This is a genomic window from Burkholderia sp. MSh2 (assembly GCF_000731655.1).
Classification (GTDB): Bacteria; Pseudomonadota; Gammaproteobacteria; order Burkholderiales; family Burkholderiaceae; genus Burkholderia; species Burkholderia paludis.
The window spans coordinates 42,947-65,660 of sequence record NZ_JPGM01000044.1 but is presented as its reverse complement, the minus strand read 5'-3'; the positions used below and the strand labels follow the sequence as shown (position 1 = coordinate 65,660).

The window sequence follows — 22,714 nt, the reverse complement described above, 5'->3', positions numbered from 1 at the left end:
TCGGGTGTCAAGATAAGGCGGCTGGCATCGGTCGCTCGCGGCGACCGGATGCCGGCCGCTGCAATGGGTTAGGACGAGGCTTCCGCGTCCGGGTGGAAATTCACCGGGCGCGCCGGCACGACCGTCGAGATGGCGTGCTTGTAGACCATCTGGGTCACCGTATTACGGAGCAACACGACGTACTGGTCGAACGATTCAATGTTCCCTTGAAGCTTGATGCCGTTGACGAGGTAGATCGAAACGGGAACGTGCTCTTTGCGCAGTGCGTTCAAAAACGGGTCTTGTAACAATTGCCCTTTGTTGCTCATGGCGTACTCCATCTTTTTTTGCAGGTTGATCTGGATTGGCGGCGAAGAAAAAGAGATCCGGCGCCAATCGCTACACTATAGCCGATTTTGCCTGCCCCGCCCGGCACGCAGGCCTTGCGGCCTATACGTTGCGGGGCGCGTGCGGCAGGCGCGTCAGCCCTTGTCCGCGTACGGGTTGTTCGACGAACGGAACTCTATGCGCAATGGAGTCCCGGTCAGCGAGAAAGTTTCGCGGAACCGGTTTTCCAGGTAGCGCTTGTACGTTTCCGTCACGGCGTCGAGTGCGTTGCCGTGGATGACGATGATCGGCGGATTCTGGCCGCCCTGGTGCGCATAGCGCAGCTTCGGACGCACCGGGCCGCGACGGCGCGGCTGCTGGAACTCGACGGCCTCGATCAGCGCGCGCGTGAGCTTCGGCGTCGGCAGCTTCGTCATCGCCGCCGCGTAGGCGTCGTCGACCGAGCGCATCAGCGCGCCGATGCCCGTTTTCTTCGCGGCCGAGATGAAGTGCGATTTCGCGAAGTCGAGGAACTTCAGCTTGCGGGTCAAATCTGCTTTCGCGCGATCGCGCGCATGCTCGTCGAGCCCGTCCCACTTGTTGACGCCGATCACGAGCGCGCGGCCCTGCTCGACGACGAAGCCAGCGATGTGCGCGTCCTGGTCGGAAATATCCTGCTGCGCATCCAGCAGCAGAATGACGACGTTCGCGTCGGAGATCGACTGCAGCGTCTTCACGACCGAGAACTTCTCGATCGCCTCGAACACCTTGCCGCGACGCCGCAGGCCGGCCGTGTCGATCAGCGTGTATTTCTTGCCGTTACGCTCGAAGTCGACGTAGATCGAATCGCGCGTCGTGCCGGGCATGTCGAACGCGATCACGCGATCCTCGCCGATCAGCGCGTTCACGAGCGTCGACTTGCCGACGTTCGGGCGGCCGACGATCGCGATCTTGATGCCGCGCGACGGGTCGTTCTCGTCCTCTTCCTCGGGACGATCCGCGTAGGCCACCGCCAGCGCCTCGTTGATCATGTCGGTCACGCCGTCGCCGTGCGCGGCCGAGATCGCGCGCGGGTCGCCGAGGCCGAGCTCGTAGAAGTCGGCCGCGACCGACGTGTACTTCATCCCCTCGGCCTTGTTGACGACGAGGAAGATCGGCCGGCCGGTCTTGCGCAGGTAGTCGGCGATCGACTTGTCCTGCGGGGCGAGCCCGTTGCGGCCGTCGACGATGAACACGACGATGTCGGCTTCCTCGACCGCCTGTCGCGTCTGGCGCGCCATCTCGTGCAGGATGCCGTCCTTCGCGACGGGCTCGAAGCCGCCGGTATCGACGACCAGGTACGGGCGCTCGCCGACGCGCCCCTCGCCGTAATGGCGATCGCGCGTCAGGCCCGGCAAGTCGGCGACCAGCGCATCGCGCGAGCGCGTGAGCCGGTTGAACAGCGTGGATTTCCCCACATTGGGGCGCCCAACGAGGGCAATGACCGGTTTCATCTGTGTTTTCTACGGTGATGCGCAGCAGCGGGAGGCCCGCTGCTGCGGGCGGCTGCGCTGAATGAAAATATCACGAATTCGCGCCGCGCCGGATGCGCGCGCCGGGCGCGCGTTGCGCGCCGTCGTCTTTCGTCTCGAACTGCCTTTCAAATACCGAGCGGCCGGGGACACCGGCCGCCTTCATGTCGCACGGCCCGCACGCGCGGGACCCGCCCGCCGTGCCGCAGCCGCGCATGTTTCCTGCGCGTCAGCGCGGACGGAATCCGTACAGGCCGCCGTCCTTCGTCTGCACGACGAGCGTATTGCCCGCCAGGACCGGCGCCGCCGTGATCGCGCTGCCGTCGGTCGTCATCCGTGCGATGAAGCTGCCGTCTTCGCGCGACAGGAAGTGCACGAAGCCCTTGTAATCGCCCATCACGACCGCATGCCCGAGCAGGTACGGCACGCTGACGTCACGACTCTTCAGCTTGTCGTTGCGCCACAGCTGGTTGCCCGACGCGGCGTCGTACGCCGTGATGACCGACCAGTCGTCGCCGCCGGCGACCACCGAATCGTCCTGTGCGAGGCCGCTACGGCTCGAGAACGACTTTTCCCACAGCGGGCGGCCCGAATTCGCGTCGAAGCAGCCGAGTTGCCCCTGGAACGTCACCGCGCAGGTTTCCGCGCCCACGAGGGTCGGCGGGCCGCTGACGTCGTTGATGCGCTCGACCTCGGTCACGCCCTTCGGGAACGACACCGGCGTCTGCCAGAACGGCTCGCCCGTCTGCACGTTGATCGCGACGAGGCCGCCGCCCGGGAAGCCCGCCAGCACCGCCGCGTCGCCCGCGAACGTCATGCCGGCCGACACGCGCAGGTTCAACGGCACCGCGCGGTTGCGGTAGTTCCACTTCTGCTCGCCCGTCTGCGCATTGAACGCGATCACCTGGCCGTCGATCGTACGCACGACCACGAGGCCGTTGCCGACGAGCGGCGGCGAGAAGATCTCGCCCTGCACGCTGGTCTTCCAGAGCTGCTTGCCGTCCGGGCCCAGCACGAATACGCCACCCTTCAGCGCGCCGACCGCGGTGAGGTTGCCGTCGCTGCCGACACCGGCCGACAGGTCGGAATCGAGCTTCGAGCGCCAGACCGTCTGGCCCGTCTTCGCGTCGATCTTCTCGACCGAACCGTTTTCGCCCGCCGCATAGACGGCGTCGCCCACGGCCACCGGCGAGAACAGGTAGCGTCCGCCCTTGCCGACACTCGCCTTCCAGACCTGTTGCACGTCCATCACGGGCTTGAACTCGGTGAGCGGCGTCGGCACGCGGCGCGCATCCTTCGACGACGAGCAGGCCGCCAATACCAGGACAGCCGCCGCGCAGGCAACGGGCACAGCGTAACGTTTCAGCAAATTCATCGGTTAGCGAAGCAGAGTTAAGAGGTTGAGGGGGCCGGGATTCAGCCGCCGAGCGCGTCCAGCTTGAACTGCACGAGCTGGCGCGCGGACTGGTCGTCCTTCGACAGGCCGTCGAGCGCGAGCTTGTAAGCGGCGCGTGCATCGTCGGTCTTGCCTTGCGCGGCCAGCAGATCGCCGCGGCGATCGGCCACGAGGCCCTTGAATGCGTCGAGCGGCGTACCGGACAGCAGCGCGAGGCCCGCATCGTACGCCTTCTCGTCGAGCAGCAGCGACGCGAGACGCAGCTTCGCGATCTGCTTGTACTCGTCATCCTTGGCGTGATCGACGGCCCATTGCAGCTGCGCCTTCGCGCCGGCCGTGTCGCCGGCCGCGTACAGCGTCTTCGCGGCCGCGAGCGCGCTCATCTGCGCATACGGCGTGCTGCCGAACTTGTCTTCCATGTCGCCGGCCGCGCGAGCGATCGTGACCTTGTCGTTCGCGGCGGCGGCCTTCTGGACCTGCTCGTACAGCCCGGATGCCTCGGCGGCCTGACGGCGCTGCCAGTAGTTCCAGCCGTTGAAACCGGCCGCGACGACCAGCGCCGCGAGCACGATCCACGTGGTGAGGTTGCCCCAGCGGGCCCACCATGCCTTGAGACTTTCAATCGATTCTTGTTCGTCGTGATAACTCATCGGCGAGCGATTCCTTCCTGTTCAGGCGTTTCTTGTCGAGCGGATGTCAGCGCGATCAGTCGTCGCCGTCTTCGGCGGATGCAACCATCGCATTGATTAGGAATTCGGTCAAGCTTTCGACCGGTACGGTCTGCTGAACGTTCTTTTCCCCGTCGTCGCCCGTCCCGCGCAGCGCTTTCACGCCCACCGTGCCGTTCGCGATCTCTTCTTCGCCGAAGATCACCGCGAACGCGGCGCCGCTCGCATCGGCCCGCTTCATCTGCGACTTGAAGCTCGCCGTCGCGCCGTCGGCGCTGCAGTGGAAGATCACGTCGAGGCCCGTGTCGCGCAGGCGCTCGGCCGCGATGAACGCCTGCTCTCGCGCGGTCTCGCCCTGGTGCACGACGTATACGTCCACGCCTTCCTGCTCGGGCGCGAGATCCTCTTCCTTCAGGAGTTCGAGGATGCGCTCGATGCCCATCGCCCAGCCGCATGCGGCGGTCGGCTTGCCGCCGAGCTGCTCGATCAGCGGGTCGTAGCGGCCGCCGGCCGCGACCGTGCCTTGCGCGCCGAGCTTGTCGGTCACCCACTCGAACACGGTCAGGTTGTAATAGTCGAGGCCGCGCACGAGACGCGGGTTGATCTTGAACGGAATGTTGTTCGCGAGCAGCAGGCGTTGCAGCCCTTCGAAGTGCGCGCGCGATTCGTCGCCGAGGAAGTCGATCAGCTTCGGCGCGTTCTGCGCGATTTCCTGCAGCGCGGGATTCTTCGTGTCGAGCACGCGCAGCGGGTTCGTATACAGGCGGCGCTTCGCATCCTCGTCGAGCACGTCGGCGAACTGTTCGAGATACTTGATCAGTTCGACGCGGTGCGCGGCACGTTCCTCGGCAAGGCCGAGCGAATTGATCTCGAGCTTGATGCCGGTCAGGCCGAGGTCGTCCCACAGGCGCTGGCACATCATGATGATCTCGGCATCCGCATCGGGACCCGCGAAGCCGAGCGCCTCGACGCCGACCTGGTGGAACTGGCGGTAGCGGCCGCGCTGCGGACGCTCGTGACGGAACATCGGGCCGATGTACCACAGGCGCTTCGGGCCGTCGTACAGCATGTTGTGCTCGATCGACGCACGCACGACGGCCGCGGTGTTCTCCGGACGCATCGTCAGGTGCTCACCGTTCAGCGCGTCGGTGAAGCTGTACATCTCTTTCTCGACGATGTCGGTGACTTCGCCGATGCCGCGCGTGAAAAGCTGCGTGTGCTCGACGATCGGCGTACGGATGTTCTGGTAGCCATATGCGCGCAGCAGCGATTTCACGGTGGCTTCGAAGAACTCCCAGAGGCCGGCATCCTGCGGGAGGATGTCGTTCATGCCCTTGACGCCGGTGAGCTTCTCGATCTTGCGTTTCTGTTCAGTCATCGTGTGTGTGGACGAATTAGTTCGCAGCCGCTTCCGCGCGGCCATAGTTGCGTACGACGTAGTCGCTGACGATCTGCTGGAATTCCTCGGCGATCCGCTCGCCGCGCAGCGTCTTGACCTTCTCGCCGTCGATGAAGACGGGGGCGGCCGGGTTCTCGCCCGAGCCCGGCAGGCTGATGCCGATGTTCGCGTGCTTCGATTCGCCCGGGCCGTTGACGATACAGCCCATCACCGCGACGTTCATCGTCTCGACGCCCGGATATTCCTTGCGCCAGACCGGCATCTGCTCGCGCAGGTAGGTCTGGATCTGCATCGCCAGTTCCTGGAACAGCGTGCTCGTCGTACGGCCGCAGCCCGGGCACGCGATCACCATCGGCGCGAACGAGCGCAGGCCCATCGTCTGGAGGATTTCCTGGCCGACGATCACTTCGCCGGTGCGCGACGCGCCCGGTTCCGGCGTCAGCGAAATGCGGATCGTGTCGCCGATCCCTTCCTGCAGCAGCACGCCGAGCGCGGCCGTCGACGCGACGATGCCCTTCGAGCCCATGCCGGCCTCGGTCAGCCCGAGGTGCAGCGCGAAACCGCAGCGGCGGCTGAGTTCGCGGTACACGGCGATCAGGTCCTGCACGCCGCTGACCTTGCACGACAGCACGATGCGGTCACGGCCGAGACCCAGTTCGACCGCCCGTTCGGCCGAGCCGATCGCCGACTGGATCAGCGCCTCGTACATCACGCTCTGTGCGTCCCAGGGCTGCGCACGCGCGCCGTTCTCGTCCATCATGCGTGCGAGCAGGTCCTGGTCGAGGCTGCCCCAGTTCACGCCGATCCGCACCGGCTTGTCGTACCTGGCAGCGGCCTCGATCATCTGCGCGAACTGCGTGTCGCGCTTCGCGCCCTGGCCGACGTTGCCGGGATTGATCCGGTATTTCGACAGCGACTCCGCGCAACCCGGGTAGTCGCGCAGCAGCAGGTGGCCGTTGTAGTGGAAATCGCCGACGAGCGGCACGGTCACTCCCATCCGGTCGAGCTGCTCGCGGATCGCCGGCACGGCGGCCGCTGCCTCGGGCGTGTTCACCGTGATGCGCACCAGTTCGGAGCCCGCGTTCGCGAGTTCCTTGATCTGGATTGCCGTGCCGATCGCGTCGGCCGTATCGGTATTCGTCATCGACTGCACGCGCACCGGCGCGTCGCCGCCGATCGTCACGAGCTGCCCGCCCCAGCGGACATTCACCGCATGCGATACGCGGCGCGGCTGATGCCCGCCGAACACCGGCTCGGTTGAACAAATCTGACTGCTGCGTGGGGATTGAGCTTCGGATTGCATCGATAGATCCATTTACGCGGAATACGCCGCTACGCGGCGCATGAATTGAAAAAGCGCCGTGTCGTCGCGGCCTGCCGTTATCGACGACAGGCCTTCGCCATGGCGCTTGACGTCAGGGCAACGTGAACCGCGCCACGTTACCCCGCGCTGCCGAATATTTTGCCGGATCGACAGGTTTCCCGTCGAACGCAACCGCGTCGAGGCCTGCCTTGTTGCCGATCGTGACCTTGAACGGCCCTTCGCCGGCAACCTGCTTCGTCTCGCCGGCCTTCACCAGCGACGAGAACAGCTCCTTGCCGTTCTTGTCGCGCACGCTGAACCAGCAATCCTGCTTGACCTTCAGCTCGACCACCGACTGGCCCGCCGCCACCGCGACGCTCGCCGGCTCGGCCGGAGCGGCGGCACTCGCCGCCGTCGTTGCCACGACAGGCTGCGATGCAGCAGCCGGCGCGACCGGAGCCACCGGCGCCGGAACGGCCGATGCGACCACCGGAGCAGGCGCAGGCGCTACGGACGCAGCAACCGGGGCCGGAACCTCACTGGCAACCACGGCCGACGCGCCGTTCGAGGCTGCCTCGTCACCGGACGAAGCGGCCGCCGCCGGCGCGCTCGCGGCCGACGCATGTTCCGCGTCGCCGCCCCTGAAACGCGCGAGCAGGCCCGACGAATCGCCGCCAGTGTGCCACATCAGTACGGCAACCACCGCGACGACGACGATCGCCGTGCCCCACAGCCACGGATGGTGCCGCGACGAGCCGCCCAGCGGAATCGACACGCGGCCGCGCGGCAGATCCGTCCCCGACGACGCAGGCATCGACAGGTCGACCTCCGGCACCCCGCGCTCGCGGCGCAACGCCTGCGCGAACGGTTCCGGATCGACGCCGAGCATCTTCGCGTAGCTGCGCACCACGCCGAGCGCGAAGGTCACGCCGGGCAAATGGCTGATGTCGCCGGCCTCGAGCGCCCGAAGCTTCTGCGGTGCGACCTTGAGTCGCGCCGACACGTCGTCGACCGTCCAGCCCTTCGTCTCCCGAAGCTGCGCCAGCCGGCTGCCGACCGCCGCCAGCGATTCCAGTCCCGCCGGTGCCGGCTTCGCGGCATTCGTCTCTGCGCCGTTAGACGGCTGCGGCTCACTCATCCTTGTCCTCGCGTCGATTCTTCTTGCTGGCGGCCGCCGCCGGCTCCCGCCGGCCAGCACCCGCAACTGTCCATACCATGCGCGACGCCGAGGCGCCGCGACCGATCGCTATTCGCGTGTTGTACCGCCAAAAGGTTCGAACCTCCGAGGCCGGACGCACCCGGCGCGCCCCGGCCAAGCACCCCGTCAAACGGCTCGAACTTCGATGATTTTCCCTGCTGCGCCCGTCCGTTCCGCGAGGCGCGTGCGATCCTTCACCGCGCCGGCCAGCTGGCCGCACGCGGCATCGATATCGTCGCCGCGCGTCTTGCGCACGGTCGTGACGACACCCGCGTCGATGAGGACCTGTGCGAAGCGCTTGATCTGCTCCGGCTTCGAGCGGATGAGGCCCGACTCCGGAAACGGATTGAACGGGATCAGGTTGAACTTGCACGGCACGTCGCGCGTGACGGCCAGCAGTTCTCGCGCATGCGCTTCGGTGTCGTTGACGCCGTCCAGCATGCAGTATTCGAACGTAATGAAGTCGCGCGGCGCGACCGTCAGGTAACGCTGGCATGCCGCCATCAGCTCGCGCAGCGGATACTTCTTGTTGAGCGGCACCAGCTCGTCGCGCAGCGCATCGTTCGGCGCGTGCAGCGAAACGGCCAGCGCAACCGGCAACTCGGCGCCGAGGCGGTCCATCATCGGCACCACGCCCGACGTCGACAGCGTGACGCGGCGGCGCGACAGGCCGTATGCGTTGTCGTCCAGCATCAGCCGCATCGCGGGCACGACCGCGCTGTAATTCAGCAGCGGCTCGCCCATGCCCATCATCACCACGTTGGTGACGACCCGTTCGGCCTTGCCGTTGGGGCCGGGCGCGCGACCCAGCGACGCGCGCAACGCAAATTCGGCCATCCGCAGCTGGCCGATGATTTCGGCTGTCGACAGGTTGCGGGAAAAACCCTGCTTGCCCGTCGAACAGAAGCGGCAGTTGACCGCGCACCCCGCCTGCGACGACACGCACAGCGTGCCGCGCGTCTCTTCCGGGATGAACACGGTTTCGACCGCATTGCCGTTTCCGACGTCGATCAGCCACTTGCGCGTGCCGTCGGCGGAAACGTGATCGCTGGCGATCTGGGGCATTCCGATCGAGGCGCGGCCCTTGAGTTTTTCCCTCAAGGACTTCGCGAGATCGGTCATGCCGTCGAAATCGCCGGCGTTGTACTGGTGGATCCAGCGCTGCAACTGCTTGGCGCGGAACGGCTTCTCGCCGAGGCTGCCGCAGTACGCGACAAGACCCTCGGCATCGAAGTCGAGAAGATTGACGGAAGTTTCGCTCGTCATGATGTGCTGCCTTGCCGCTTGCGCTGAATCCTGCCTACCTGCTGTCAGCCAGGGCTTAACGCGAGTAAACGTTCATTTCCGGGAAGAAGAACGCGACTTCGACCGCCGCGGTTTCCGCTGCGTCCGAGCCGTGCACCGCGTTCGCGTCGATGCTGTCGGCGAAATCGGCACGGATCGTGCCCTTTTCCGCCTTCTTCGGATCCGTTGCGCCCATCAGGTCGCGGTTCTTCAGGATCGCGCCTTCGCCTTCCAGAACCTGGATCATCACCGGGCCGGAGATCATGAAATCGACGAGATCCTTGAAGAACGGACGTGCTGCGTGAACCGCGTAGAACTTCTCTGCGTCGGCACGCGACAGGTGCGCCATACGCGATGCGATGATCTTCAGGCCGGCGCCTTCGAAACGGCTGTAGATCTGGCCGATCACGTTCTTTGCCACCGCATCCGGCTTGATGATCGACAGGGTGCGCTCGATTGCCATAAAAACTCCAAAAAATTAAGAAGTTACAGGTTCAAATGAATCCGCTATTGTAGCACGATCCCGTGTATCATTGCGATTGAACCCTTACACGCATGAAAGGTTCAGAATCCATATGTTTTTGCGTCGTCCGGCCATTGAAACCTCCCGGCGCGGAACGTATCTTAGCCATAGCTGCTCCGGTTTGCTGCGCCGCACACCGCGTGTGCCGAACCGGCCCCGGACGCCCATGCGTTCAATGTTAGGAGAAACCATGAACGACTATCCGTACAATTTCGGCCGCGGCGGTTCCGTCAGCACCGCCGAGGTTCGCAACCGCGTGCTGCGGAACACGTACTGGCTGCTCGCGCTGTCGATGGTGCCGACCGTGCTGGGCGCCTGGGTCGGCGTCGCGACGGGCTTCTCGCTGTTCGCGGCCACCAGCCCGATGATGAGCCTGCTCGCGTTCTTCGCGATCGCATTCGGTTTCATGTTCGCCATCGAGCGGACCAAGAACAGCGCGGCCGGCGTGTTCGTGCTGCTCGGCTTCACGTTCTTCATGGGCCTGATGCTGTCGCGCCTGCTGAGCTTCATCCTCGGCTTCTCGAACGGCCCGTCGCTGATCATGCTCGCGTTCGGCGGCACCGGCATCATCTTCGCCGCGATGGCGACGATCGCCACCGTCAGCAAGCGCGACTTCTCGGGGCTCGGCAAATGGCTGTTCATGGGCGTGATCGTGATCCTGCTGGCCTCGGTCGCGAACATCTTCCTGCAGCTCCCGGCGCTGATGCTCACCGTCTCCGTGCTCGCGATCGCGATCTTCTCCGCGTACATGCTGTTCGACGTCCAGCGCGTCGTGAACGGCGGCGAGACGAACTACATCTCGGCGACGCTCGCGATCTACCTCGACCTGTACAACGTGTTCACGAACCTGCTCGCGCTGCTCGGCATCTTCGGCGGCAACCGCAACTGACGCGCACCCCGCCCCATGAAAAAACCGGCCCGAGGGCCGGTTTTTTTACATCCGCCGCATCGCTCAATCGCGCTCGAACAGTGCAATCGATTCGACATGCGATGTATTCGGGAACATGTTCACGACCCCGGCGCCCTTCAGGCGGTAGCCGGCCTCGTGCACGAGCAGGCCCGCGTCGCGCGCCAGCGTCGACGGGTTGCACGACACGTATACGATGCGCTTCGGCAACGGGCCCTCGCCGCTCTGCGCGATCTCGGCCAGCGCCTTCGATACCGCCAGCGCCCCCTCGCGCGGCGGGTCGATCAGGAACTTGTCGAATGCGCCCAGCGCACGGATGTCGTCGCCCGTCACTTCGAACAGGTTCCGGCACGCGAACGTCGTGTGGCCGTCGACGCCGTTCTCTCGCGCGTTCGCCAGCGCGCGCGTCGTCAGCGTCTCGCTGCCCTCGATGCCCATCACCTCGCGCGACAGCCGCGCGAGCGGCAGCGTGAAGTTGCCGATCCCGCAGAACAGGTCGAGCACGCGATCGTCGCGCGACGGCGCGAGCAGGCGCAGCGCCCGGCCCACCAGCACGCGATTGATCTGATGATTGACCTGCGTGAAGTCGGTTGGCTTGAACGGCATGCGGATGCCGAACTCCGGCAGCGTGTAGTCGAGCGCCACGTCGAGCGGATAGAACGGCGTCACCGTATCGGGGCCCTTCGGCTGCAGCCAGAATTGCACCTTGTGTTCGTCCGCGAACGCGCGCAGCAGCGCTTCGTCGTCCGCGTTGATCGGCTCCAGCACGCGAAGCACGAGCGCGGTGACCGCCGAGCCGACCGCGAGCTCGATCTGCGGCATCCGATCGCGGATCGACAGCCCCTCGACGAGCCGACGCAGCGGCACCAGCATCGCCGACACATGCGGCGGCAGCACTTCGCAGCTCGTCATGTCGGCCACGTAGCTGCTCTTCTTCTCGTGGAACCCGACCAGCACGCCGCCCTTCTTCGCCACGTTGCGCACGGTCAGCCGCGCACGATAACGATAGCCCCACGACGGGCCGTGGATCGGCGCGAACATCGTTTCCGCCCGCAGCTTCGCCAGATGCCACAGGTTGTCCTCAAGCACGCGCTGCTTGACCGCCACCTGAGCTCGCATGTCGAGATGCTGCATCGAGCAGCCGCCGCAGGTGCCGAAGAACGCGCATTTCGGCTTCGTGCGCATCACGCTCGGGCGCAGAATGTCGACAACCGTCGCCTGCTCGTAGCTCGGCTTGCGGCGGTAGCTCGAATAGGTCACGCGCTCGCCCGGCAGCGCGCCCTCGACGAAGATGACCTTGCCCGGCTCGCCGTCCTCGGTGATCGTGCGGCCGACACCGCGCGCTTCCATGTCGAGCGATTCGATCTCGAGAACCGGGGCGGGCCCGGGCGCGACGGGCGCGTTTTTCGATTTGCGCGCAGAAGTGGGGACGGCTTCGGACACCTGCTTTTCCTGACAAACGTTGAAGAAGGCGAGATTGTAGACGACGAAGGCCCGCATCGCCCGCTTTGCATGGCGCAAGCGTCGATACGCGAGCCCGCACGGCCCCGCAACGCGCCGGAACGGGCGAACCGGCGCCCCGCAACCGGGCGAACCGTGGAGCCGACCGCCTCCCCGGCCCGGCATGCGCCCGGCAGGAGATACGACCATGCAACTGATCGACTGGAATATCCAATGGGGCCGGAACGTGGACGGCGTCGTCGACCTTCCACGCACCGTCACGGCCATCCGCCGGCTCGGCGACTTCGACGTGCTGTGCCTGCAGGAGGTCACGCGCGGCTTCGGCTCGCTGCCCGGGCGGCCCGGCCCCGACCAGTTCGCCGAGCTGGCGGCGCTGCTGCCCGGCCATACGATCGTCGAAGCGATCGGCGCCGACCTGCCGCCCGTCGAAACGGGTGCGCCGCGCCGCCAGTTCGGCAATGCCATCGCGACCCGGCTGCCGGTCGGGCGCGTACTGCGCCAGTTGCTGCCGTGGCCGGCCGATGCCGGCGTGCCGTCGATGCCGCGCGTCGCGCTCGACGTCGAGTTGCAGGCGCCCTTCGGCGCGCTGCGCGTGGTCACTACCCACCTGGAATATTATTCGGCGCGCCAGCGGCTCGCACAGGTCGATGCACTGCGCAACCGGCATCGCGAGGCCTGCGCACACGCAGCCCGACCGGCGCCCGCCGAAACCGCCGAGGGGCCCTTCAGCGCGACCGGCCAGCCGCGCGACGCGATCGTCTGCGGCGACTTCAACAGCGCGTTCGGCAGCGAAGCCTACCGCCGCCTCCTGGAGCCGATCGCGGATGCGCCGAGTTTCGTCGACGCCTGGCTTGCGCGGCACCCCGGCCACCAGCCGCCGCCGACGGCCGGCGTCCACGACACGGCGCAATGGACGGAGGGGCCGCTCGCGTGCGACTTCGTGTTCGTCACCGAGACGCTGCTGCCGCGCGTGATGCGCTGCGAAATCGACGGCGACGTGCGCGCGTCGGATCACCAGCCGATACTGCTCGAACTCGCCTGATCGCGCCGATGCCGACGCGACCGGCCCGCGTTACGCGTCGAACGCGGCGAGGTACTCGGCCCAGTGCGGCGCGAGTTCCTGGGCAAGCGAGTTCTTCACCAGCAGGATCTCGTCCGCGTATTCGCTCGGGGTCAGGCCGCCGCGCATCAGCTGGAATCGGCAATACAGCAGGTAGGTATTGACGACGTCGGTTTCGCAATAGTTGCGGATTTCCTCGATCCGCCCGCCCTGGAACGCAGGCCACACCTGGCTGCCGTCCATCCCGAGCTTGCCGGGGAAGCCGCACATCTTCGCGAGCGCGTCGAGCGGCGCATTCGCGCGCGCCTGATACATCGCCAGCACGTCCATCAGGTCGGTATGCCGCGAGTGATAGCGCGAGATGTAGTTGTTCCACTTGAATTCGCGGTCGTCCTCGCCGAGATCCCAGTAGCGGGTCGCGGGAATGCCGTGCACGAGCGCGCGGTAATGGAGCACCGGCAGATCGAAACCGCCGCCGTTCCACGAGACGAGCTGCGGCGTGTATTTCTCGATCACGCGGTAGAACGACTGGATCAGCGTCGCTTCGTTGTCCTGCGGCGTGCCGAGCGAGCGCACGCGAAAACCGTTGTTGTCGCGGAACACGCACGAGATCGCCGCGATGCGCTGCAGGTGGTGCGGCAGGAAATCGCCGCCGGTCTTCTCGCGGCGCGCGGCAAACGCGTGCTCGGCTACTGCGGCGTCGTCGAGCGTCGCGGGCAGGTCTTCCAGACGGCGAATGCCGTCGACATCGGGGATCGTCTCGATGTCAAAAACAAGAATCGGAGTCATCGGTTACAGAACGGCGTCCTTGCGCACGCCGTTGGAGGCGAAGAACCGCTTGAGGCGCACCAGCGCTTCCTGCTGGATCTGGCGCACGCGCTCACGCGTGAGCCCCATCTCGTCGGCCAGCTCCTCGAGCGTCGCCGGTTCGATGTGGTTCAGGCCGAAGCGGCGCTCGATCACGTGCCGATGCTTGTCGGACAGCCGCGACAGCCATGCACGCGTCAGCGTCTCGAGCTCGCGGTGCTGGACCTCGGCGTCGGGCGACTGGCTCTGGTCGTCGGGCAGCAGGTCGAGCAGGCTGCTCGCGGGATCGAGGTCGAGCGGCGCATCGAGCGACGCCGTGTGCTCGTTGAGCGCGAGGATATCGGTGACTTCCTCGGCGGTCTTGCCGGTGAGATAGGCGATGTCGTCGATGCTGGCTTCGCGGCGTTCGGCCGCCTCGCCCGTCGACATCGAATTTTTTTCGAGATGGCGCTTCGCGCGCAGCACCTGGTTCAGTTCGCGGATCACGTGCACGGGCAGGCGCACCGTACGGGCCTGGTTCATGATCGCCCGCTCGATGCTCTGCCGGATCCACCACGTCGCGTAGGTCGAGAAACGGAAGCCGCGCGTCGGGTCGAATTTCTCGATCGCGTGCATCAGGCCGAGATTGCCCTCCTCGATCAGGTCGAGCAGCGGCACGCCGCGGTTCAGATACCCCTTGGCGATGCTGACGACGAGACGCAGGTTGCGCTCGATCATCACCTGCCGCGCCTCGAATTCGCCGGCCTTCGCGAGCCGGGAATAGCGCTGCTCTTCCTCGACGGTCAGCAGCGGCTTCACGCTGATGCGGTTCAGGTAATGCTGGATCGTGTCGGCCGTGAGTTCGGCCTGCAGCAGCGTGCGGAAATCGTCGACATCGGGCGCTGCTTCGGAGCGCCCTTCCCGCTCGTCGTCGCCGCCGTCCGCCTCGGCGTCGCGCGCCTCGATATCGCGTTCGTTTTCCGCGACGTCATCGTCGTCTTCCGTCGAAGCACCCTCTCGCCCCACCGATGCTTGCGTGGCACGACTGATCTTCTCAGATTCGGCTTGCGGCTCGTGGCGCTTCGATTTCGGCATGGTCGTCTCGGTTATTGAGGCGGCAAATACTTCAGCGGATCGACAGGTTTACCCTGCCGGCGAACCTCGAAATGCAGCATCACGCGGTCGGAATCGCTGTTCCCCATCTCGGCGATCTTCTGCCCCTTCGTTACCGCGTCCCCCTCTTTTACCATCAAAGCGCGATTGTGTGCATATGCCGTGAGGTAAGTTGCATCGTGCTTGATGATAATGAGGTTGCCGTAGCCGCGCAGCCCGTTGCCGGAGTAGACGACGCGGCCGTCGGCCGCCGCCTTCACGGCTTCGCCGGCCGTGCCGCCGATATTGACGCCCTTGTTTTTCGCATCGTCGAACCCGTTCAGCACGGGGCCGCGCGCGGGCCACGCGAACGTCACGGGGCCGCTCGGCGCGGCTGCCGTATCGCTCGAGGCGGCTGCCGCGGCAGGCGGCGTCACGGCTGCGGACGACGTGCCGGCGGCCGGCGTCGCCGGGCCGCTGCTGAGCGGCGCGGTGGCCACGGCGGCGGCGCCGATCGGTGCGGCGACCTGCGTGCCGGCAACCGCGGCGCCGGCTTGCGGCGAAACGCGCAGCAGCTGGTCGACTTCGATCTGGTTCGGGTTCGCCAGGTTGTTCCACGCGGCGATGTCGCGATAGTTCTGCCCGTTTTCGAGTGCGATCCGGTACAGCGTGTCGCCCGGCTTCACCCGGTAGTAACCCGGCGGCGCCGGCGGAAGCGGTGCCGCGGGTTGCGCGGCGGCGGTCGTGCCGAGCGAACCGGAGCGATCGACGACGGGCGCGTTGTCGAGCCGCGTCGCACAGGCGGCCAGTAGCGTGGAGAACGCGGCTACACAGATCGCGCGCTGGGCGAGCGTGAGCGGTTCCCTGGAACGGTTGTTTTGCATCGCGCGCAACATACTCATCGGTTTCAAATTACTCCGGATTTTAAAGGGACAAAGAAAACGCGATCAAGCCGCGACTCCCGCCATTGCGCGTGCGCGACGCGCTCGACGAGCGTGAGCACCTGGTGCTGCCCGCTCTGCGCGCCGACCGGCGCGACGAGCCGCCCGCCGATCGCGAGCTGCTCGAGCAGCGCCTGCGGCACGTCGAGCCCCGCCGCCGCGATCACGATCGCGTCGAACGGGGCGGCGGACGGCAGGCCGACACGCCCGTCGCCGTAGTGCAGACGGATGTTCGGCACGCGCAGCGGCCGCAGGTTCAGCTTCGCGCGCTCGTAGAGCGGCTTGATGCGTTCAATCGAATACACGTCGCGTGCCACGTGGCTCAGCACGGCGGCCTGATAGCCGCAACCCGTGCCGATCTCGAGCACGCGCTCGAGCGTACGGCCGGCCATCGCGAGCTCGATCATGCGCGCAACAACCGACGGTTTTGAAATGGTCTGCTGGTGGCCGATCGGCAACGCGGAATCCTCATAGGCCTGCGTTGCGAGCCCCGGATCCACGAACAGGTGGCGCGGCACCGCGGCCATCGCTTCCAGCACGCGCGCATCGGTCACGCCGTTCGCACGCAGCCGTTCGACCATCCGTTCGCGCACGCGTTCCGACGTGAGCGCGAACGCGCCGGCCTGCGCGACGTTCGGCGCAGCCGGCTTCGGCAATGCGGGCTTCAGCGCGGTCGGCTTCGGTGCGGTCGCGGGCTTCGCGCCGGCGGAACCGGGTGGCGCCGTTCGCACCGCGACGGGCTTCACCGCAACCGGTTTCAGCACGGCCGCGGGCTTGTCGGCGGCCTTAGGCGCCGCGACCGCCGCATGGCGCTCGCCGGCACGCCCCTCCGACTTCCGCGGCGCTCGCTTGAGATCTTCGAGCGCGAGCGGGAACCGCTTCGCGCGCTCGCCGCTCATGAAACCCGTCCTCCGGCGCGCGCCCATTCGCGTGTCGCGGGCAACATCTCCGTATGCGTGAGATCGAGCTGCAGCGGCGTGATCGACACGAAACCGTTTGCCACCGCGTGGAAATCGGTGCCGTCGCTCGCATCCAGCGCCGCCCCCGCCGCGCCGATCCAGTAGATCGGTTCGCCGCGCGGGTCGGTCTGGCGAATCACCGGCTGCGACGGATGACGCTTGCCGAGGCGCGTGACTTTCCAGCCTTTCAGCTCGCCGTAAGGCAGGTTCGGAATATTGACGTTCAGCAGCGGCTGGCCCGGCAGCGGATGCGCGAGGTAGTGCTCGACGATTTCCGCGGCGACGCGCGCGGCATCCGCCAGATGGGCCCAGCCCTTGTCGACCAGCGAGAACGCGACGGCCGGCACGCCGAACATGATGCCTTCGGTGGCGGCGGCGACCGTCCCCGAATAGAGCGTGTCTTCGCCCATGTTCTGGCCGTTGTTGATCCCGGAAACGACGAGGTCCGGCCTGGCATCGGCCATCCCCGTCAACGCGACGTGCACCGAATCGGTCGGCGTGCCGTTCACGTAGAAGAAACCCGTACCCGCCGCGCGCTGCACCGACAGCGGCCGCGACAAAGTGAGGGAATTCGACGCGCCGCTGCAGTTCTGCTCGGGCGCGATCACGGTGAGTTCGGCCAGCGGCCGCAGCGCTTCGCTGAGCGCGGCGAGACCGGGGGCGAGATAGCCGTCGTCGTTGCTGAGTAGGATTCGCATCCGGCGATTGTAACCGAGGAAAGATGGCGCGAGAGCGACAGTCCGGCGGCCGCGGGCGGCAGGTGCGCACCCGCATGCACGACGCGCCGCCGCATGCGTCGGCGGCGTACCGCGCGCTCAGGAAGGCGTCGGGCCGCCCCGGGTTTTCCGCTCCGCGGAGCGCCCTCTTTGAGGATGGCTCCGTCGGGCGCCCCGGCACGGCGCAACGCGCCCGCGGGCGCTCAGATCGCGCCCGAGTCGCGCAGCGCGGCGATCGCCTGCGTGTCGTAGCCGAGGCCGCGCAGCACCTCGTCCGTATGCTCGCCGAGTTCGGGCCCGAGCCAGCGCGTCTCGCCCGGCGTATCGGACAGCTTCGGCGTCACGTTCGGCAGCGGGATATCGGTGCCGTCGGCCAGCTTGAAGCGCTGGATCATCTGCCGCGCGACGAACTGCGGATCCGTGAACATGTCGGCGGCGCTGTAGATCCGCCCGGCCGGCACGTCGGCCGCATTGAGCACGGCGAGCGCTTCGTCGATCGTGCGCGGCGCGAGCCACGCGGCGATCGCGTCGTCGATCTCCCGGGTCCGCGGTACGCGCCCGTCGTTTTGCGCGAGCGCGGGATCGTCGGCGAGGTCGTCGCGTTCGATCGCCTTCATCAGCCGCTTGAAGATCGGGTCGCTGTTGCCGCCGATCACGACGCTGCCGTCGCGGCACGCGTAGGTATTCGACGGCACGATGCCCGGCAGCGACGCGCCGGTGCGCTCGCGCACCATCCCGTACACGCCGTACTCGGGCACCACGCTTTCCATCATGTTGAAGACGGCCTCGTACAGTGCGACGTCGACCACCTGGCCCGCCCCGCCGTTGACCTTGCGGTGATGGAGCGCCATCAGCGCGCCGATCACGCCGTGCAGCGCCGCGATCGAATCGCCGATCGAGATGCCGATGCGCGGCGGCGGCAAGTCGGGATAGCCGGTGATGTGGCGCAGCCCGCCCATCGATTCGGCGATCGCGCCGAAACCGGGCCGGTCGCGGTACGGGCCCGTCTGCCCGTAGCCGGACAGACGCACCATCACGAGGCCCGGATTCTCGGCCGACAGCACGTCGTAGCCGAGCCCGAGCTTCTCGAGCAGGCCCGGACGGAAATTCTCGATCACGATGTCGGCCTCGCGCGCAAGCTGCCGCGCGATCGCCTTGCCGGCGTCGGCTTTCAGGTTGAGGGTGACCGATTTCTTGTTGCGCGCCTGGACGGACCACCACAGCGACGTGCCGCCCTGCTCCGGATGGAGCTTGCGCCACTTGCGCAGCGGGTCGCCGCCGTTCGGATCCTCGATCTTGATCACTTCCGCGCCGAATTCGGCGAACAGCCGCGACGCGAACGGCCCCGCGATCAGCGTTCCGAATTCGAGCACTTTGACGCCCGCGAGCGGGCCCTGGCTGGTGCTCATGTGTCTCCCTGGCATGAGGAACGGCGCCGCCTGCCGGCGGCGCCCGGCTTACATCGTGCGGCGGTCGAGCATCGCGCGGGCGATGGTGCCCGCGTCGACGTATTCGAGCTCGCCGCCCACCGGCACGCCGCGCGCGAGGCGCGTGACGGCCAGCCCGCGCGCCTTCAGCGTCTGGCCGAGGTAATGCGCGGTTGCCTCGCCCTCGTTCGTGAAGTTGGTCGCGAGCACGACCTCCTTGACGACCCCGTCGGACGCGCGCCGCACGAGGCGGTCGAAATGGATTTCCTTCGGGCCGATGCCGTCGAGCGGGCTCAACCGCCCCATCAGCACGAAATACAGCCCGCGGTACGTCATCGTCTGCTCGAGCATGATCTGGTCGGCCGGCGTCTCGACGACGCACAGCAGCGTCGGATCACGCTCCTCGTCGCTGCAGACCTCGCAGATCTGCGCTTCGGTGAACGTGTTGCACTTTTCGCAGTGCTGCAGGTGCTCGGTCGCGAACAGCAGCGACCGGCCGAGCTTCTCCGCGCCCTCCCGGTCGTGCTGCATCAGGTGGACCGCCATGCGCTGGGCGGATTTCGGCCCGACGCCGGGCAGCACGCGCAGTGCTTCGACGAGAGCGGACAGGGCGGACGGCTGTTTCATACGGCAGCAAGGAGTGGCACGTGCGCCGCGCTCAGAACGGCAGCTTGAAGCCCGGGGGCAGCGGCAGGCCCGACGTCATGCCGCTCATCTTTTCCTGCGACGTCGCTTCGGCCTTGCGCACGGCGTCGTTGAACGCTGCCGCGACGAGATCCTCGAGCATGTCCTTGTCGTCCGCGAGCAGGCTCGGGTCGATCGACACGCGGCGCACTTCGTTACGGCACGTCATCGTCACCTTGACGAGGCCCGCCCCCGACTGCCCTTCTACCTCGATCAGCGCAAGCTGCTCCTGCATCTTCTTCATGTTTTCCTGCATTTGCTGCGCTTGCTTCATCAATCCGGCGAGGTTGCCTTTCAACATGGGAATACTCCTTCTTGATCGTGTGAAAACCGGCACGCGGCGCGTGCCGGCCAAAGTGTGCGGGCGTGATTGTGCCTGTCGCGGTGCGGTCGGTTCAATGCAGTGTCGGCGACGAACCGTCCGACGCCGGATCGGCGAGCGGGCGCACCGACCCCTCGACGATGCGCGCACCGAAGTCGCGCACGAGCTGCCGGACGAACGGATCGCCGTGAATCTCCTGCTCGGCCTCACGCTGGCGTGCCGCACGTGCCGCCGCATCGAGCGCCGCCGCCGTGCGCCGGGCAGGCCCGACCTCGACCGCCACCTCGATCGGCTTGCCGAGCGCATCGGCCAGCGCGGCCTTCAGCTTCGCCACCTGCGCGGCGTCCGCATACTGCGGCACCGGCACGGAAAGTTTCAGCGTCGTCGCATCGACGGCTGTCAGTTCGCTGTTGAATGCGAGCTGGTATGCGACGCCCTTGAGCGGCAGCCGCGCGGCCAGCGCGGGCCATTCGCCGTCGAAGCCGACCGGGTCGAGCGCGATCGCGGGCGGCAACGGACGCGTGTCGACCGGCGCGGCCGGGCGGGTTTCCGCCGGCATCGACGTCACGCGCCCGTCGTCGGGACCGCTGTCGAACACGGGCACGAAGCCGTCGTCGGGCGGCCCGCCGAACATCTCGTCGGCGCTGAGCGGCACGTAGTCGTCCGGCGGAATGTCTTCCCACGGCGGCGAGGCCTGACGTGAATCGGCCGCCTGCGGCGCACGGGCGGCCGCGCGCGGCGCGGGCACCGGTACCGCGGGGCGCGGCGCGACCGGCTTCTCGGCGGCCGGCTTCGCGGCGGCGCTAGCGCGCCCGCGGTCGGACGACACGCGCATCCCCGCATTGCGCAGCACGTCGAGCGCGGCGGCAGCGCCGCCGGAGCGTGCTGCGGGACGCGCGGCAGGCTCGGGCGACGCCGCGCGCGGCGCCGGATCGGACGGCGCGGCAGGTTCGTCGCTTCGCTGCTCGACGGCGACAGGCGGCTCGAGTTCAGCGTGGGCGGATTCTTCCTCGCGGGCGGATTCTTCACGGGCGGGTGCCGGCGGATCGCCGGCAGGCGTCGCCTGCACCGCCGCAACCACCTTCGGTTGCGGCGTTTCGATAACGTGCGCGTCCACCGGAGCCGGCGCGGATGCCTCGGCGACGACCGGCTTCACGGCCGGACGCCCCGTTTCATCGCTATCCGGCGTCGGCGCCGGGCGCGCCACCGGAGCAACGGGCGCCGCCGGGGCCGCAGCCTGCGGCCGCACCGCGTCGGCCGGCGCCGGTTTCGCCACGGCGGCCGGTGCCGCCGCAACGCGCGGGCCGGGCACCGCACGCGGCACGGACGGCTGGCCGACCGGCGCACCGCCGGCGGCAACGGCCGGCTCGAACGCGAGCATCCGCAGCAGCGTCATCGTGAAACCGGCGTACTCGTCCGGCGCCAGGCCGAGCTCTGCGCGCCCGACCGTCGCAATCTGATAGAACAACTGGACCTGCTCGGGGCTCAGCGTCTCCGCGAAGCGGCGCAGATCGGACGCTTCCGGCCATTCGTCGAGCACCGAACCCGGCGCGAACTGCGCCCACGCGATCCGGTGCAGCAGGCTGGCAAGATCCTGCAGCGCGGTCGAGAACGACAGGCTGCGCAGCGACATCTCGTCGGCGATCGCGAGGATTTCCGGGCCGCTGCCGGCCGCGAGCGCATCGAGCAGACGCACCATGTAAGTCTGGTCGAGCGCGCCGAGCATGCCGGACACGGCCGATTCGGTCACTTCGTTCGCCGAATAGGCGATCGCCTGGTCGGTCAGCGACAACGCGTCGCGCATGCTGCCCTGAGCGGCCCGGGCGAGCAGGCGCAGCGCCTGCGGCTCGAACGCGATCCGCTCTTCGCCCAGGATCCGTTCGAGATGCGACACGATGTGCCCGGCCGGCATCTGTTTCAGGTTGAACTGCAGGCAGCGCGACAGCACGGTGACGGGAATCTTCTGCGGATCGGTCGTCGCGAGAATGAACTTGACGTGCGGCGGCGGCTCTTCGAGCGTCTTCAGCATCGCGTTGAACGCATGATTCGTCAGCATGTGCACTTCGTCGATCATGTAGACCTTGAAGCGCGCATCGACGGGCGCATACACCGCGCGCTCGAGCAGCGCCGCCATTTCATCGACGCCGCGATTACTCGCGGCATCCATCTCGACGTAATCGACGAAGCGCCCTTCGTCGATCTCTCGACAGGCGCGACACACGCCGCAAGGCTGCGACGTGATGCCGGTTTCACAGTTGAGCGCCTTGGCGAAGATCCGCGACAGCGTCGTCTTGCCGACACCGCGGGTTCCGGTAAACAGATAGGCGTGATGGAGACGCCCGCCGTCGAGCGCGTGCGTGAGCGCCCTGACGACGTGCTCCTGGCCGACGAGCGAAGCGAAATCCTTCGGACGCCACTTGCGTGCGAGAACTTGATAGGTCATCGGGAAATTGTATCAGTAACGCTGCGTCGCGCCGACACGCGAAACGGTGCGGAATACGGGCAAGAGGCAGGCAAAACGGAGTGTGGCGCGGAAATAAAAAACGCCCGGCGAACGGGGCGAGAAGGAAGGTGACGAGCCCAACCCTCGGCACTGGCGGAAAACGATTGTGGCTGCTTCGTTCCCGACCTGACCAGGTTCACCGCCCCACCATGCGAGGAGGCCCGTCACGGCATATTCTATCACCGCTTCCGGATGAAAGCGACCAATTTGTTCGCACCAAAGCGAAACACGGGAGAAACCGGCGCGCGTCCGGCCGCGCGAATCGCAT

Annotated in this window: 21 protein-coding genes and 1 other RNA gene; 2 read left to right on the top strand and 20 right to left on the bottom strand. The window is 67.0% G+C overall.

Annotated elements, in window-relative coordinates; genetic code table 11:
* Positions 1-68 precede the first annotated feature (68 nt).
* From hfq to ndk, 9 genes are all read right to left on the bottom strand, one after another.
* On the bottom strand, positions 69-308 hold the full coding sequence (gene hfq, locus GQ57_RS26230) for an RNA chaperone Hfq (RefSeq protein WP_006399927.1): 240 nt from the start codon (positions 306-308) through the stop codon (positions 69-71).
* 153 nt (positions 309-461) lie between these two features.
* The gene (gene der, locus GQ57_RS26225) at positions 462-1,799 is read right to left on the bottom strand and encodes a ribosome biogenesis GTPase Der (protein ID WP_031402962.1); all 1,338 of its coding nucleotides are present in this window, start codon (positions 1,797-1,799) and stop codon (positions 462-464) included.
* A 247-nt stretch (positions 1,800-2,046) separates the two neighbouring features.
* Positions 2,047-3,192, bottom strand: coding sequence for an outer membrane protein assembly factor BamB (gene bamB / locus GQ57_RS26220; protein ID WP_034199436.1), 1,146 nt, complete (start codon positions 3,190-3,192; stop codon positions 2,047-2,049).
* 41 nt (positions 3,193-3,233) lie between these two features.
* On the bottom strand, positions 3,234-3,863 hold the full coding sequence (locus GQ57_RS26215; RefSeq protein WP_031402964.1) for a tetratricopeptide repeat protein: 630 nt from the start codon (positions 3,861-3,863) through the stop codon (positions 3,234-3,236).
* A gap of 55 nt (positions 3,864-3,918) precedes the next feature.
* Complete coding sequence (gene hisS, locus GQ57_RS26210) at positions 3,919-5,259, bottom strand: histidine--tRNA ligase (RefSeq protein ID WP_031402965.1); 1,341 nt, start codon at positions 5,257-5,259, stop codon at positions 3,919-3,921.
* Between the two features lie 16 nt (positions 5,260-5,275).
* Complete coding sequence (gene ispG / locus GQ57_RS26205) at positions 5,276-6,583, bottom strand: flavodoxin-dependent (E)-4-hydroxy-3-methylbut-2-enyl-diphosphate synthase (protein WP_031402966.1); 1,308 nt, start codon at positions 6,581-6,583, stop codon at positions 5,276-5,278.
* Positions 6,584-6,695: 112 nt separating this feature from the next.
* Positions 6,696-7,721, bottom strand: a complete 1,026-nt coding sequence (locus GQ57_RS26200) for a helix-turn-helix domain-containing protein (protein WP_034199437.1) — start codon at positions 7,719-7,721, stop codon at positions 6,696-6,698.
* Positions 7,722-7,907: 186 nt separating this feature from the next.
* Positions 7,908-9,047, bottom strand: coding sequence for a 23S rRNA (adenine(2503)-C(2))-methyltransferase RlmN (gene rlmN / locus GQ57_RS26195; protein ID WP_034199438.1), 1,140 nt, complete (start codon positions 9,045-9,047; stop codon positions 7,908-7,910).
* Positions 9,048-9,102: 55 nt separating this feature from the next.
* Positions 9,103-9,528 (bottom strand): nucleoside-diphosphate kinase, encoded by a 426-nt coding sequence (gene ndk, locus GQ57_RS26190; protein ID WP_017332230.1) that lies wholly within the window; start codon positions 9,526-9,528, stop codon positions 9,103-9,105.
* Positions 9,529-9,778: 250 nt separating this feature from the next.
* Here ndk and GQ57_RS26185 point away from each other — a divergent pair, with 250 nt between their 5' ends.
* Positions 9,779-10,477: a Bax inhibitor-1/YccA family protein gene (locus GQ57_RS26185; RefSeq protein ID WP_006761414.1), complete on the top strand. Its 699-nt coding sequence runs from the start codon at positions 9,779-9,781 to the stop codon at positions 10,475-10,477.
* 63 nt (positions 10,478-10,540) lie between these two features.
* Here the strand turns inward: GQ57_RS26185 and rlmD are convergent, their stop codons facing one another.
* Positions 10,541-11,938, bottom strand: a complete 1,398-nt coding sequence (gene rlmD / locus GQ57_RS26180; RefSeq protein ID WP_081895013.1) for a 23S rRNA (uracil(1939)-C(5))-methyltransferase RlmD — start codon at positions 11,936-11,938, stop codon at positions 10,541-10,543.
* A gap of 205 nt (positions 11,939-12,143) precedes the next feature.
* On the opposite strand from rlmD, the gene GQ57_RS26175 reads away from it, so the two are divergent.
* A complete protein-coding gene (locus tag GQ57_RS26175; protein WP_034199439.1) occupies positions 12,144-12,998 on the top strand; it encodes an endonuclease/exonuclease/phosphatase family protein in 855 nt (284 codons plus the stop codon).
* Between the two features lie 30 nt (positions 12,999-13,028).
* Here GQ57_RS26175 and GQ57_RS26170 read toward each other — a convergent pair whose 3' ends face one another.
* The 10 genes from GQ57_RS26170 to ffs all read right to left on the bottom strand — a co-directional run bounded on the left by GQ57_RS26170 (position 13,029) and on the right by ffs (position 22,612).
* On the bottom strand, positions 13,029-13,805 hold the full coding sequence (locus GQ57_RS26170; RefSeq protein ID WP_034199440.1) for a 3'-5' exonuclease: 777 nt from the start codon (positions 13,803-13,805) through the stop codon (positions 13,029-13,031).
* A gap of 3 nt (positions 13,806-13,808) precedes the next feature.
* Complete coding sequence (gene rpoS, locus GQ57_RS26165) at positions 13,809-14,897, bottom strand: RNA polymerase sigma factor RpoS (protein WP_031402973.1); 1,089 nt, start codon at positions 14,895-14,897, stop codon at positions 13,809-13,811.
* A gap of 11 nt (positions 14,898-14,908) precedes the next feature.
* Positions 14,909-15,796, bottom strand: coding sequence for a peptidoglycan DD-metalloendopeptidase family protein (locus GQ57_RS26160; protein ID WP_031402974.1), 888 nt, complete (start codon positions 15,794-15,796; stop codon positions 14,909-14,911).
* 5 nt (positions 15,797-15,801) lie between these two features.
* Positions 15,802-16,734: a protein-L-isoaspartate(D-aspartate) O-methyltransferase gene (locus tag GQ57_RS26155; RefSeq protein ID WP_034199443.1), complete on the bottom strand. Its 933-nt coding sequence runs from the start codon at positions 16,732-16,734 to the stop codon at positions 15,802-15,804.
* Positions 16,731-17,492, bottom strand: coding sequence for a 5'/3'-nucleotidase SurE (gene surE, locus GQ57_RS26150; protein WP_031402976.1), 762 nt, complete (start codon positions 17,490-17,492; stop codon positions 16,731-16,733). Before surE ends, GQ57_RS26155 begins: the two co-directional genes overlap by 4 nt.
* A gap of 221 nt (positions 17,493-17,713) precedes the next feature.
* On the bottom strand, positions 17,714-18,919 hold the full coding sequence (locus GQ57_RS26145) for a CaiB/BaiF CoA transferase family protein (RefSeq protein ID WP_031402977.1): 1,206 nt from the start codon (positions 18,917-18,919) through the stop codon (positions 17,714-17,716).
* Between the two features lie 48 nt (positions 18,920-18,967).
* The gene (recR, locus tag GQ57_RS26140; RefSeq protein WP_031402978.1) at positions 18,968-19,564 is read right to left on the bottom strand and encodes a recombination mediator RecR; all 597 of its coding nucleotides are present in this window, start codon (positions 19,562-19,564) and stop codon (positions 18,968-18,970) included.
* Positions 19,565-19,595: 31 nt separating this feature from the next.
* Positions 19,596-19,922 carry a YbaB/EbfC family nucleoid-associated protein gene (locus GQ57_RS26135; RefSeq protein WP_006482124.1) on the bottom strand — a complete coding sequence of 109 codons (327 nt, stop codon included), beginning with the start codon at positions 19,920-19,922 and terminating at the stop codon, positions 19,596-19,598.
* Positions 19,923-20,016: 94 nt separating this feature from the next.
* Positions 20,017-22,386, bottom strand: coding sequence for a DNA polymerase III subunit gamma/tau (locus tag GQ57_RS26130; RefSeq protein WP_034199441.1), 2,370 nt, complete (start codon positions 22,384-22,386; stop codon positions 20,017-20,019).
* Between the two features lie 127 nt (positions 22,387-22,513).
* An RNA gene (ffs, locus tag GQ57_RS38535) (signal recognition particle sRNA small type) lies at positions 22,514-22,612 on the bottom strand.
* Positions 22,613-22,714: the final 102 nt, after the last annotated feature.